The 13,419-nt window shown below is 61.6% G+C and carries 12 protein-coding genes and 1 riboswitch; of the genes, 7 read left to right on the forward strand and 5 right to left on the reverse strand.

The window, feature by feature from the left end; translation table 11 throughout:
* Positions 1-11 precede the first annotated feature (11 nt).
* From RGCCGE502_RS23480 to RGCCGE502_RS23510, 7 genes are all read left to right on the forward strand, one after another.
* Positions 12-776, forward strand: a complete 765-nt coding sequence (locus RGCCGE502_RS23480) for a FadR/GntR family transcriptional regulator (protein ID WP_019280530.1) — start codon at positions 12-14, stop codon at positions 774-776.
* Positions 777-823: 47 nt separating this feature from the next.
* Positions 824-935: riboswitch (TPP riboswitch) on the forward strand.
* A 93-nt stretch (positions 936-1,028) separates the two neighbouring features.
* Positions 1,029-2,855, forward strand: coding sequence for a phosphomethylpyrimidine synthase ThiC (gene thiC / locus RGCCGE502_RS23485; protein ID WP_016556695.1), 1,827 nt, complete (start codon positions 1,029-1,031; stop codon positions 2,853-2,855).
* Between the two features lies 1 nt (position 2,856).
* Positions 2,857-3,828: a glycine oxidase ThiO gene (gene thiO, locus RGCCGE502_RS23490; protein ID WP_016556696.1), complete on the forward strand. Its 972-nt coding sequence runs from the start codon at positions 2,857-2,859 to the stop codon at positions 3,826-3,828.
* Complete coding sequence (gene thiS, locus RGCCGE502_RS23495; RefSeq protein ID WP_016556697.1) at positions 3,828-4,025, forward strand: sulfur carrier protein ThiS; 198 nt, start codon at positions 3,828-3,830, stop codon at positions 4,023-4,025. The genes thiO and thiS overlap by 1 nt, the downstream gene beginning before the upstream one ends.
* A gap of 2 nt (positions 4,026-4,027) precedes the next feature.
* Positions 4,028-4,801, forward strand: a complete 774-nt coding sequence (locus tag RGCCGE502_RS23500) for a thiazole synthase (RefSeq protein ID WP_016556698.1) — start codon at positions 4,028-4,030, stop codon at positions 4,799-4,801.
* On the forward strand, positions 4,798-5,430 hold the full coding sequence (locus RGCCGE502_RS23505) for a thiamine phosphate synthase (RefSeq protein WP_016556699.1): 633 nt from the start codon (positions 4,798-4,800) through the stop codon (positions 5,428-5,430). Before RGCCGE502_RS23500 ends, RGCCGE502_RS23505 begins: the two co-directional genes overlap by 4 nt.
* A 113-nt stretch (positions 5,431-5,543) precedes the next feature.
* Positions 5,544-6,869: a glucoamylase family protein gene (locus RGCCGE502_RS23510; RefSeq protein WP_016556700.1), complete on the forward strand. Its 1,326-nt coding sequence runs from the start codon at positions 5,544-5,546 to the stop codon at positions 6,867-6,869.
* On the opposite strand, the gene RGCCGE502_RS23515 is transcribed toward RGCCGE502_RS23510, so the two are convergent.
* The 5 genes from RGCCGE502_RS23515 to amaB all read right to left on the reverse strand — a co-directional run bounded on the left by RGCCGE502_RS23515 (position 6,870) and on the right by amaB (position 13,406).
* Positions 6,870-7,910, reverse strand: a complete 1,041-nt coding sequence (locus RGCCGE502_RS23515; protein WP_016556701.1) for an ABC transporter ATP-binding protein — start codon at positions 7,908-7,910, stop codon at positions 6,870-6,872.
* On the reverse strand, positions 7,907-9,463 hold the full coding sequence (locus tag RGCCGE502_RS23520; protein ID WP_016556702.1) for an ABC transporter permease: 1,557 nt from the start codon (positions 9,461-9,463) through the stop codon (positions 7,907-7,909). The genes RGCCGE502_RS23515 and RGCCGE502_RS23520 overlap by 4 nt, the downstream gene beginning before the upstream one ends.
* A gap of 176 nt (positions 9,464-9,639) precedes the next feature.
* On the reverse strand, positions 9,640-10,668 hold the full coding sequence (locus RGCCGE502_RS23525) for an iron ABC transporter substrate-binding protein (RefSeq protein WP_016556703.1): 1,029 nt from the start codon (positions 10,666-10,668) through the stop codon (positions 9,640-9,642).
* Positions 10,669-10,805: 137 nt separating this feature from the next.
* A complete protein-coding gene (locus RGCCGE502_RS23530) occupies positions 10,806-11,795 on the reverse strand; it encodes an Ldh family oxidoreductase (RefSeq protein ID WP_016556704.1) in 990 nt (329 codons plus the stop codon).
* A gap of 72 nt (positions 11,796-11,867) precedes the next feature.
* Positions 11,868-13,406, reverse strand: coding sequence for an L-piperidine-6-carboxylate dehydrogenase (gene amaB / locus RGCCGE502_RS23535; protein WP_016556705.1), 1,539 nt, complete (start codon positions 13,404-13,406; stop codon positions 11,868-11,870).
* Positions 13,407-13,419 lie beyond the last annotated feature (13 nt).

Below are 13,419 nucleotides of genomic sequence, written 5' to 3' on the forward strand. Positions count from 1 at the left end.
GGAGAATGAAGGTGGACGAAGCAAACGGTGTATCGGCGAAAGCCCCGGCGGCCCCGGAAGGCAAGCCGGAGCGCGGCAAGGCCGTGAAACTGGTCGATCGGGTATTCGATCAATTGCAGGAGCGCATTCGCTCCGGGAACTATCCGCCGGATTCGCGTCTTCCCGGCGAGCATGAGCTTGCATCGATGCTCGGCGTTTCGCGTCCGATCGTGCGCGACGCCCTGGCGCGGTTACGCGATCAGGGGATCGTCTATGCCCGTCAGGGAGCCGGCACATTTGTCAGCGCCCATGGTTCGCCAACGACCCAGCTGTCCTATTCACCAGTCAAGACGATTGCCGATATCCAGCGCTGCTACGAGTTTCGCCTGACGATCGAGCCGGCCGCCGCCTATTTCGCAGCCAAGCGTCGTGACGAGACGGCAATCCAGAAAATTGCCGCGGCGCTCGCCGACCTGCGAGATGCGACCAGCCACCAGCTCCATCGCACCGACGCCGACTTCACCTTCCATCGTGCCGTCACCGAGGCCGCCAACAATCACTACTACACGGCCTCGATCGACGCCCTGAAGGCACACATCGCCGTCGGCATGCACCTTCACGGCCTATCGCTCCTTGGTCCGCGTCAGGGCCTCGAGCAGGTCTACGAGGAGCACAACAAGATTTACCTCGCGATCGTCGAAGGCCGCGCGGAAGACGCGCGCGCTTTGATGAAGGCGCATCTTGAGGGTTCGCAGAGCCGCCTCTTCGAAGGTCGCGCGCTGGACCTCTCCATGTAGTTGCGGCGGTCGGCTTGACAGCTTTGCCGCTCTGGCTCTAACCTTTTCGCATTCACCAGGGGGGTCCCGGCAAGGGGCTGAGATACTGCTATCGCGCGCAGTGACCCGTTGAACCTGATCCAGTTCATACTGGCGTAGGGACGGTGCAAGCGCTCGAAGGCATTGGGTTCTCGCGTGGAATCCGTGCCGGCGTCTTTTCATCATTCCGGCTGATGACTGGGTCTCCAAACCTAAAACTTGGAGCCTCAAACCATGAATATTGCCGCAAAGAACATCACCCCGACCGTTACAACGGGTCCGCTACCGGCTTCTAAAAAAATCTACATCCCTGGAGAAATTCACTCCGAAATCCGCGTACCGATGCGCGAGATCAGCGTCCATCCGACGTCAGGAGAGCCGCCGGTCACGGTTTATGATTCATCGGGCATCTACACCGTCGAAAATGCCGACATCCGCATCGAGCAAGGGCTTCCGGAATTGCGACGCAATTGGGTTCTCACTCGCGGCGACGTCGAAGCCTATCAGGGCCGACAAGTTCGCCCGGAGGACAACGGGTTTGCCAGCGGCGAACGGCTGACGCCGGAATTTCCCGCCAAGCGCCAGCCACTCCGCGCCAAGGACGGCCAGGCAGTCACCCAACTCGCCTATGCTCGTGCCGGCATCATCACGCCTGAGATGGAGTTCATCGCGATCCGCGAAAATCTCGGCCGCAAGGCAAAGGCTGAGGCCGTCAAGCGCGACGGTGAAAGCTTCGGCGCTCGCATTCCCGATCACGTCACCCCGGAATTCGTCCGCCAGGAAGTGGCTGCGGGTCGGGCGATCATCCCCGCCAACATCAACCACCCCGAATCCGAACCGATGATCATCGGCCGGAACTTCCTCGTGAAGATCAACGCCAATATCGGAAACTCAGCCGTCACTTCCTCCATGGCCGAGGAGGTCGAGAAGATGGTCTGGGCGGCCCGCTGGGGCGCCGACACCGTGATGGACCTTTCCACCGGCCGCAACATTCACAACATTCGCGAATGGATCATCCGCAACTCACCGCTGCCGATCGGCACTGTCCCACTCTACCAGGCGCTGGAGAAGGTCGAGGGCATCGCCGAGAACCTGACCTGGGAGGTCTATCGCGACACGCTCATCGAGCAGGCGGAGCAGGGCGTCGACTATTTCACCATCCATGCCGGTGTCCGGCTTCACTACATCCCGCTGACCGTCAACCGCGTTACCGGCATCGTTTCGCGCGGCGGCTCGATCATGGCCAAGTGGTGTCTTCATCACCATCGTGAGAGTTTCCTCTACGAGCATTTCGAAGAGATCTGCGACATCTGCCGAGCCTACGACGTCTCATTCTCGCTCGGTGACGGCCTGCGTCCAGGTTCGATTGCCGACGCCAATGACGCCGCGCAATTCGCCGAGCTGGAGACCCTCGGCGAACTGACGAAGATCGCCTGGGCCAAGGACTGCCAAGTCATGATCGAGGGCCCGGGCCATGTCCCGATGCACAAGATCAAGGAAAACATGGACAAGCAGCTCGCCGTCTGCGGCGAGGCGCCTTTCTACACGCTGGGACCACTGACGACAGATATCGCACCGGGCTACGACCACATTACCTCGGGCATCGGTGCCGCAATGATCGGCTGGTTCGGCACGGCAATGCTCTGCTACGTCACGCCGAAGGAGCATCTTGGCCTTCCCGACCGCAACGACGTGAAGACGGGCGTCATCACCTACAAGATCGCTGCACACGCCGCCGATCTCGCCAAGGGTCACCCGGCGGCTCAATTGCGCGATGATGCGCTTTCGCGCGCGCGCTTCGAATTCCGATGGGAGGACCAGTTCAATCTGTCGCTCGATCCGGAGACCGCCCGCAGCTTTCACGACGAGACCCTGCCAAAGGAAGCCCACAAGGTCGCGCACTTCTGCTCCATGTGTGGCCCGAAGTTCTGCTCGATGCGGATCTCGCACGACATCCGTGCCGAAGCGCAGAAGGAGGGACTCGACGCCATGGCAGCGAAATACCGCGAAGGCGGCGATCTCTACATGCCGATCGACGCCGTCGAACGGTCGGGTGACTGAGATGCATGTCCTCGTCAAAGGGGCCGGCGTTGCCGGCCTCACGGTGGCGCACGAACTCAGCCTTCGTGGTGCCGACGTCACCGTCATGGATCCGCGTCCCGGTTTCGGCCAGACGGCCTCCTGGCTCGCGGGTGGCATGCTGGCTCCCTGGTGTGAACGTGAAAGCGCGGACGAAGCCGTCTTGCTGCGCGGCCGCGACGCTATCGACCGGTGGGAAAGGATGCTACCGGGCGAGGTACACCGAAACGGCACCCTGGTCGTCGCCCCCGCGCGCGACCAAAGCGAACTCGATCGCTTCGCCGCTCGTACCAGCAGCCATGAATGGCTAGATGAAGAGCAAATCGCCGCGTTGGAGCCAAGCTTGGCAGACCGGTTCAGGCGGGCGCTGTTCTTCCCGCTGGAAGGACATCTCGATCCGAGACGAGTGCTGGGTCTGCTGCGAGAAAAGCTCGCCGCTCGATATGTCGCATTCATCGACCACGTGGCCGAAACCACCGGCTACGATGACATTATCGATTGCACGGGCGCAGCACGCATTGGGCAAATGAGCGGACTTCGCGGCGTGCGCGGCGAAATGCTCTATCTGCAGACGCCCGAGGTCGACCTCGCCAGACCCGTACGCCTGCTGCATCCCCGCTTCCCCGTCTATATCGTTCCGCGCGGAGATGGCCTGTTCATGGTGGGTGCCACCATGATCGAGACCGAGTTCGACGGTCCGATCTCGGCGCGTTCGATGATGGAGTTGCTGAACGCCGCCTACGCCGTGCATCCCGCCTTTGCGGACGCGGCCGTTGTCGAAACCGGCGCGGGCATCCGGCCGGCATTCGCCGACAACTTTCCACGCGTGACCCGCGAGGCCGAGGCAGTGGTGTTCAACGGCCTCTATCGCCACGGCTTCCTGTTGGCGCCTGTCATGGCGCAGGAAGCTGTGAACCTTGTCGTCTCCAGAACCGAATCGGGAGGAAATTGCTGATGAAACTGATCGTCAACGGCGAGCATCACGACCTCACTGCGCCAACCTTGTCCGAACTGCTGACGCTGATGGAATACAAAGGCGACTGGCTGGCGACCGCCGTCAACGGCGAAATCGTCCACCGCGAGGATCGCGCCGACCACGCGCTCAACGACAACGACCGGATCGAAATCCTGTCGCCGATGCAGGGGGGCTGACCATGCTGACGCTCTACGACACCGAAGTCTCCTCCCGCCTGCTTCTCGGCACCGCACGATACCCTTCACCTGCAATCCTCGCAGAGGCCGTCAAGCGATCGGGAACGGAGATCGTCACCGTCTCGCTCCGCCGCGAGACCGCGGGCGGACGGAGCGGCGGTGCCTTCTTCGAGATGATACGGGCACTCGGCGTTCGGGTTCTGCCGAACACCGCGGGCTGCCATGGCGTCTCCGAGGCCGTGCTGACAGCCAAGATGGCGCGCGAGCTCTTCGGCACCAGTTGGATCAAGCTGGAGGTGATCGGCAATCACGATACGCTTCAGCCTGATGTTTTCGGCTTGGTGGAAGCCGCCCGCATTCTTTCCGGCGAGGGCTTTGAGGTCTTTCCCTACACGACCGACGACCTCGTTGTGGCCGAGAAGCTGCTCGAAGCGGGTTGCCGGGTATTGATGCCATGGTGCGCCCCGATCGGCAGTGCCGCGGGACCGCTCAACCTCTCGGCGTTGCGTTCGATGCGCGCACATTTCCCCGACATTCCGCTCATTATTGATGCCGGCATCGGTCGGCCATCACATGCGGCTGCTGTCATGGAGCTCGGCTTCGATGCCGTCCTCCTGAACACCGCTGTTGCCGGCGCTGGCGACCCCGTGGCCATGGCGGGCGCGTTTGCCAAGGCGATCGAGTCCGGCCGCGAGGCTTTCGGTGCGGGCATGCTCGAACCGCGTGATGTCGCGGTTCCCTCGACACCCATCATCGGAAAGGCCGTATTTGCATGAAGCTCGATCCCTTCTATCTCATCGTCGATAGCGCCGAATGGATCGCACGGCTGGTGCCGCTCGGCGTCAAGCTCGTGCAGCTCAGGATCAAGGATAAGGACACGACCGAGCTGCGCACCGAAATCCGAACGGCGAAGGCGATTTGTGTCGCGCACGGCTGTCAGCTTATCGTCAACGACTACTGGCAGCTTGCCATTGAAGAAGGATGCAATTTCGTCCACCTCGGCCAGGAGGATCTGGAGGCGGCCGATCGCGGCGCCATTCGTGCCGCCGGCATGAAGCTCGGGCTGTCCACCCACGACGATGCGGAACTTGAGACGGCGCTAGCGGCAAAGCCGGACTATATCGCGCTCGGTCCGATCTATCCGACCATTCTCAAGCAGATGAAATGGTCGCCGCAAGGACCGGAACGTCTGCGCCTATGGAAGTCGCGCGTCGGCGACATGCCGCTCGTCGCCATCGGCGGGTTGAACGTCGATCGAATCGAGGGCGTTTTGTCTCAGGGCGCCGACAGCGCTGCTGTCGTGACCGATATTAGCCTGAACCCCGATCCGGAGGCACGAACGCGGCAGTGGCTCGCTGCCACCGCATCTTGGCGCGGTGTGAAAATGCCATTGGGCCGGTGCTGAAGCAAAACGGTCGATGGGTCGTTCGATCGCAAGCCTTTCAAAAATGATTGATTTGCGCGTCGTGCTTCACCATGTTGAACCGGGGACTGGACAACAAGTTGGGCTTGGCACGCATGTTACAACGGACCGAGGAAACGGATGCCGCGCTGATCGACAGGCTTCAGCAAGGCGCTTTCAATTATTTCCCGAAACACTACAATCCCGAAAACGGGCTCGTCGCGGACACGTCCATCGCGGGGGTCCCCTGCAGCATCGCCGCGGTCGGTTTTTCCCTGTCGTCGTATCCAGTCGCCGTCGAGCGTGGCTGGATGCAGCGGTCCGATGCGATCGAGTACACGCTGAAGACGCTCTGTTTCTTTGCCAACGGCCACCAGGGTCGTGAGCGGCACGCGATCGGCTATAAGGGCTTCTTCTATCACTTCCTGCACATGGACACCGGTCACCGCGCTTGGAACAGCGAGTTGTCGACGATCGACACCACGCTTCTCGTTGCCGGCATGTTGACCGCCGCCGCCTATTTCGACCGTAACACCGAGGCCGAAACGGAGATCCGCAGGCTCGCGAACCTGGTTTACGAGAGAATCGATTGGCACTGGGCGCTGAACAAGGGCCAAACCGTTTGCATGGGCTGGAAGCCGGGCAGCGGCTTCCTGCGTTGGCGCTGGCAGGGCTACGACGAAGCGATCCTGCTCTATACGCTGGCTCTTGCTTCCCCGACGCATCCGATCCCACCGTCGAGCTACGATGCCTTCACCGCGAGCTATTCGTGGATGCTGTTCGGCGACCAGCCTTACGTCTATGCCGGCCCACTCTTCATTCACTTGTTCTCGCATGCCTGGATCGATTTCCGTGGGATCCAGGACAAGGCAATGGCCGAGCGCAACTGGGATTACTTCCGCAACACCCAAGTATCGATCGCCGTGCAGCGGGACTATGCCGAGCGCAATCCCGGCCACTTCGTCGGCTACAGCAAGGACGTCTGGGGTCTATCCGCCTCCGATGGCCCGCCTCCGACCCGCAACATGCGCGGCGGTCGCCATCCGCGCGTGCTCGGCTATGCCGCGCGCGGCGCACCACTCGGCCCGGATGACGGCACGATCGCTCCCTGGGCAGCGCTGGCATCGCTCCCATATGACCGCCAGGCCTCGCTCGACGGTCTTCGCGCCCTGATGTCCACCTATCCGAACCTGCTCTACGAGGATCGTTTCCCCGGTGGATTCAACCCGACGGTCAAGACCAAGCGACCTGAGGGCTGGGTCGACGACCGCTGCGTCGGCATCGACCAGGGCCTACTGGTGATGACGATCGAAAACGATCGGTCCGATTTCATCTGGAGCCTTATGCGGCGTTCGTCGGTTATCCGGCGCGGTCTTGAGCTAGCGGGATTTAGCGGCGGCTGGTTGTCAGAAGACGAGAGTTCTGAACGCAAGATCGCCTGATCAGCGGCTTCCGAGAACGTGCGCCTTGCCGGCGATGTCGAGACGCACATGATCTCCGCGCTCCGGAAGCGCCACGCTTGACGTCTTGATCATGATCGGCGGCAGGGCAACGCCTTCCAGCGACACGGCAACGGTGCAGGTCGCCCCGCCGAACTCCACCTCGACGACCCGCCCGCGGTAGGTCTGCGCGCTTTCATCGGGAACGACGCGGATCTGTTCAGGCCGCAGCATGATCTCGACTTTACCTTTATGGCCGCCGTCGACGGCGACGCGGCCGAGCGCACAATCGGCAAAACCATTGCGAACAATGGCCGGAAGCATAACCGCGTCTCCGAGAAACAGGGCTGTCTCGCGATCAATCGGCTGCAGGTAAACCGATTGCGGTGACCCGGCCTGGATCAACCGGCCTTCCCGCAGGACGGCGACCTGATCGGCAAAAGAGAGAGCTTCCGCCTGGTCATGGGTGACGAGGATCGTCGTGATGCCCGCTGACTGTAGGACACGCGCCACAGCCTTGCGCATATTCTCACGCAGACCGGTATCGAGTGCCGAAAACGGTTCATCGAGCAGCATCAGGCGCGGCTTGCGGCCAAGCGCGCGGGCCAGCGCCACGCGCTGCTGCTGGCCGCCGGAAAGCTGGTGCGGCCGGCGGGTGAGCATGTTGCGGTCAAGTTCCACCATATCGAGCAGATCGAGAATGCGTCGGTCGCGATCGGGGGCGCCGCGCTCGAAGCCAAAGCCGATATTGTCGGCGACACTCAGATGCGGAAACAGCGCGCCATCCTGCGAGACGATACCGATGCCTCGCTTGTGCGCGGGCACCGTTGCCGGACCGTCGGCCAGAAGCTCGTCATTCAGCGTGACGCGACCGCTATCAGGCTGCTCGAAGCCGGCAATAATGCGCAGCAGCGTCGTCTTTCCCGACCCTGAAGGTCCAACAACGGCGGTGCGGCTTCCGGCGGCGACATCGAGTGAGATGTTCTGCAATGCCTGGACATGCCCGTAGCGCTTGCTGATGCGATCAATCGTAAGCAGCGTCATTGTCCGGCAGTCCGTTTCGATTGGGCATAGAGAAGGAGGGTGAGCGGCAGCGATAGCACGACCATCATGAATGCGTAAGGCGCGGCCGCGACGTAGTCGATCTCGCTGGTCAGCGACCAGAACTTCGTTGCCAGAGTTTCCACCCCATTTGGTGCAAGCATCAATGTCGCGGTGAGCTCATTGGTAATGCCGAGACCAACGAGCGCGACGCTGGCGGCTGCGCCTGGCGCGGCAAGTCGCATGGTGATCTGTCGCACAGCTTGGGCAGGCGTCCGCCCAAGGCCCATTGCGGCCCGCTCAAGCTCTACCGGCGCCTGGGCGATGCTGGCGCGCAGGCCCACCATGGCCCGTGGCAGGAACAGCAGGATGTAGGCGGCAACAAGTGTCGCGAAGGTCTGATAGAGCGGCAGAACGAGGCGAACCGTAATCGTAACCAGCGCGAGTGCGACGACCACGCCAGGCAATGAGCCGACATAATAATGGCAGGCCTCGAGCAGGCGCTGAAGACGCCCCGGCGCTCGGACGGAAAGCCAGGCCATTGGTGTGGCGGCAATCGTGGCAAGAATGCCGCCGGCGATGGCAAGAATGATGGTTTGCACAAACGCATTGCCGACCGTGTCGACGCGCCAGACCTCAAGCCCACCCAGATAGAGCCACCGCACGAGCGTCACGAGGGGAACCCCGAGGGTCAATGCCGCCAGCCCCACCTGAAGCACGATCGCCGGTACCACGAACCAGCCGAGTCGACGGCGATCCGCCGGCCGCGCCGAACCGGATCCGACGCGGGCATATCGTTCGTTACCGCGCAACAGGATTTCGAGACCCAGCAAAAGCAGGCAGCAAGCGACCAGAACACCACCCAGCATGTTGGCGGCGGGGCTATTGTAAGCGGATTGGAACTGGTCGACGATCGCGGTCGCGAAGGTGTCGAAACGGATCATCACGAAGAGGCCGTACTCCGACAGCAGGTGCAGCCCGATCAGCAGCGAACCGCCGCAAATGGCGAAGCGCAGCTGCGGCAGGATCGTGCGAAAGAACAGACGCCAAGGCCCGAGGCCTAACGAAGAAGCCGCATCCTCAATGGCAGGATCAAGCCGGCGAAGCGCGGCGGCAACCGGCAAATAGAGAAACGGAAAGTACGCCAGGACGGAAACGAAGACACCGCTCTGCAGCCCATGCATCCCCGGTACGAGACTGATCCAGGCGTAGCTATGGACGAAGGCCGGCACCGCGAGGGGCGCGACAGCCAGCCACGACCAAAGCCGTGCGAAGGGTATGTCCGTCCGTTCGACTAGCCAGGCCAGCGTGACAGCAAGAGCTATCGACAGAGGAATGGTGAAGGCTTCCAACAGCACCGTGTTGACGAGCAGTTCGCCGACACGAGCGCGGAATACCAGCTCCTTGACCGTCTGCCAGCCGACATCAAAGCTGATCCAGCCGATAAATCCGAGCGGAACCAGGCTAAACAACGCCACCACGGAAGCAAAGAGAATGACGGAAGCGTGAGGCAGACGCGCCCGCAGGCGATCTATTCCTGTCACCGGCCGTGCCATCGGCCTCTCATGGCCGGGAACAAGCAATCTGTTGTCCTGCAGCAAGGCCGCCGCCTTCACACGCTGAAAAAGGAAGGCAACCGCCCACGGAAGGCGGTTGCCGATTTCGTCATGCCCTACGTTTTTCTTGAGCCAAAAGCAACAGTTTTGACCAGCCGGACATGTGTCAGAAGGACTTAGATGATGCCGGCGGCGGTCATCAGTTCCGTCACCTTCTTGCTGTTCAAGTTGGCCGCATCGACCTTCGGCGCATCGAGGTCAGCCAGCGGGACCAGCTTGTCGTTCGATGCTGCATCCTTGCCGACAGCATATTCGTAGGAGGTGCCATTCTTCAGGATGTCCTGACCAGGCTTGCCGGTTACGAACTTGAGGAAAGCCTGAGCATCCTTGGCATGCTGGCTCGACTTCAAAACGCCGCCACCCGAGACGCTGACGAAAGCGCCCGGATCCTGGTTCTTGAAGTAGTGCAGACCAACGTTCTTGCTGTTTTCACCGGTCTTCCCCTGATCGCCGAACCAGTAGTAGTGATAGATCACGGCACCTTCGACTTCGCCGGCATTGACCGCCTTCATCGCGACGCTGTTGCCCTTGTATGGCGTGGAGTTTTCCTTCAGCGCCTTGAGCCAAGCCGCAGTTGCTTCCTCGCCCTTGAGCTCGAGCAAGGCGCTGACAATCGCCTGGAAGTCAGCACCGGCCGGCGAAGCGCCCCAGCGACCCTTCCAGGCCGGATCCGCTAGGTCGAGCAACGACTTCGGCAACTTATCTTCGGTGAGCTTCGTCTTGTCGTAAGCAAAAACCGTCGAGCGGGCGGCAATGCCGGTCCACATGCCGTCGGACGGACGATACTGCTCGGGGACCTGGTCCAGCGTTTCCTTGTCAACCGGCGCAAACAGGCCGGCGGCATCGACCAGCGTCATGGCCGGTGAGTTCTCCGTCAGGAAAACGTCGGCCGGCGACGCGTCGCCTTCCTGGACGATCTGATTGGCGAGCTGCATGTCGCTGCCCTGGCGCATCGTCACCTTGATGCCGGTTGCCTTGGTGAATGCATCAATCCACTCGCGGCCAAGGCTCTCATGCTGAGCGTTGTAGACGACAATGCCTTCGGATTCTTGTGCCACGGCTGCGCCGGTAGCCAGCGACGTTGCGGCAACGAGCGAAGCGGCAAGCGCCAGCGCGCCGGAAACGCGGTTAAGGGAAGTTTTCATGAAGCCCTCCATGGTGTTTCACCCGAGATCCCCAGGGTGATGGAGCCCGTATATTTTTGTTGATTTCGCATTTCAAGTTTTAGTGATGCTGTTGGCATCACAAATACTTGAAAACATTCGTCAACTTTAGAATCGTTCTAGAGCGCGCCGATTGCGGCGATGACTTCATCCTCCACGTCAATGCCATGTTCCAGTGCCTGCCGTCGGGCCGTTTGGCCGCGACGTCCTGGAAGCCGTACACCGGGATCGGAGGAAATCTCGCCGACCAGCATAGCCACCCGATCGGCGACGCCTTTCCCACCGCTGGCCGCGGGGTTGATGACCATAAGCATCTGACCAAGGCCGGGCGCTGAGCCCTTGTCATCAAAGAGCGAGGAGGACTCGAAGGAAAAATTGGCCCCAGTCAATGCGCCGGCGAGGAACTCCACCATCATCGCCAATGCAGCGCCCTTGGCTTCTCCAGAGGGAGCCATCGTCCCCTCGAGTGCCGCAATCGCATCCGTCGTCGGCTCGCCATTGCGGTCAAAAGCCCAATTCGCAGGAATGGCGACGCCTTTTTGGCGCGCAGCCATCACCTTGCCACGGGCGACGCGTGACAAAGCAAGATCAATGACAAGAGGGTCAGCACCCGGGATCGGCGCAGCGAACGCTATGGGATTCGTTCCAAAGACGGGCTTCCGTCCACCCCAAGCGGCCATAGACGCAGTGGCGTTAGCGACCATCAGAGCGACAAGGCCCATTTCCGCAAACCGCTCGACGGTTAAGGCAAGGACGCCGGCATGGTGCGAACGGTGAACCGCAGCTAGGGCGATCCCCTGCTGCAGGACAATCTCCGGAAGCGCCGTCGCCGCGAGATCGAAGGCCGGATAGGCATAGCCATGACAGGCATCGATCCGCACGACCGCGGGAAATGGCCGTTCGAGCCGCGGCTTGGCAAACCCGTCGACCTTGCCTGCCTTCGCCTGCTTTGCGTAGGCCTCAACCCGCCGCAGGCCATGACCGCCCTGCCCGGCGGCTTCGGCCGCCACAAGTGCCTTGGCAACCGAGTGTGCATTGGCCTCGGCCACACGATTGCGCATCAAGGCGTCGACAACCAGCGTCTCCGCCGCAGCTAGGGTGAAATGCATGGCAACCTGCAAAAAGAAAAAGGGGTGATGACGTGTTATGCCATCACCCCTACAGCTGCAATGCAGCAACGGTCATTCGACGTCGAACTTTACGCCTTGCGCAAGCGGCAAGGTCTTGCCGTAATTGACGGTGTTCGTCGCCCTACGCATGTAGGCTCTCCAGGCATCCGAACCGGATTCGCGGCCGCCGCCGGTTTCCTTTTCCCCGCCGAAGGCACCACCGATTTCGGCCCCGGATGGACCGAGGTTGACGTTGGCGATGCCGCAATCCGAACCGCGAGCAGAAACGAAGGTCTCGGCCTCGCGCATGTCGTTCGTGAAGATCGAAGAGGACAGCCCCTGCGGCACTGCGTTGTGCAGGTCCAGCACCTGGTCGAAATCCGTGTACTTCATCACGTAGAGGATCGGCGCAAATGTCTCATGCTCGACGGGGCCGGTTTGATTGGGCATTTCAACGAGCGCCGGACGAACATAGAAGGCGTCTGCCGCACCGTTTTCGACGCGCTCGCCACCCGTGACCTTACCACCGCCAGCCCTCGCTTGCTCAAGAGCCGACTGCATGTTGGTAAAGGCCTGCTTGTCGATCAGAGGTCCAACAAGCGTTCCCGCTTCGAGCGGGTTGCCAATCGACACCGAGCCATAGGCCTTCTGGAGGCGCGGAACGAGCTTGTCATAGACGCTCTCGTGAACGAACAGGCGGCGCAGCGTCGTGCAACGCTGACCGGCCGTCCCCATGGCGGAAAAGGCGACGCCCCGAAGCGTCAGGTCAAGATCGGCCGTCGGGCAGATGATCGCGGCATTGTTGCCGCCGAGCTCGAGGATCGATCGGGCAAAGCGCTGTGACAAGCGGGGACCGACAACACGGCCCATGGCCGTCGAACCTGTCGCCGAGACGAGCGGCGCCTTGGGATGGTCAACGAGGACTTCCCCGACATCGCGACCGCCGATAAGCAACGTCGAGAGGTTCGCAGGTGCGACTCCGCCTTCGGCAACAAATCGCTTCAATGCTTTCTCAAAAAGGGCCTGAACGGCAAGCGCAGTCAGCGGCGTCTTCTCAGACGGCTTCCACACGGTTGAGTTACCGCAAACCAGCGCCAAGGCAGCATTCCACGACCAGACGGCGACCGGGAAATTGAAGGCCGAGATGATGCCGACCACGCCTAAGGGGTGCCAGCTTTCCATCATCCGGTGCTCTGAGCGTTCGGTGGCAATGGTCAGACCGTAGAGCTGACGCGACAAGCCGACGGCAAAGTCGCAGATGTCGATCATTTCCTGGACTTCGCCGAGCCCCTCGGAGGTGATCTTGCCAACCTCGATCGAGACGAGGCGACCGAGCGCGGCTTTTGCCGCGCGGAGCTCTTCGCCGAGCAGGCGGACGAGTTCGCCACGCTTCGGAGCCGGGACAGCTCGCCATTCGAGGAATGCCTTGTGTGCTGCCTCGATCGCGATCTTTGCCTCGGAGGCAGAATGCTCCTTCGGCGCACCGATCTCCTTGCCGGTTACCGGCGAGGTAACGCGAAGGCTGCCGCCGGTATAGCGGTCGGCGCCGACGCCCAGTTCCGTAAGCAGGTTTTTCGTCTCGGTGGCGAGATCAAGTGCGGAGATGGTCATGGTTTCAACCTCG

The organism is Rhizobium grahamii CCGE 502 (assembly GCF_000298315.2).
GTDB lineage: Bacteria > Pseudomonadota > Alphaproteobacteria > Rhizobiales > Rhizobiaceae > Rhizobium > Rhizobium grahamii.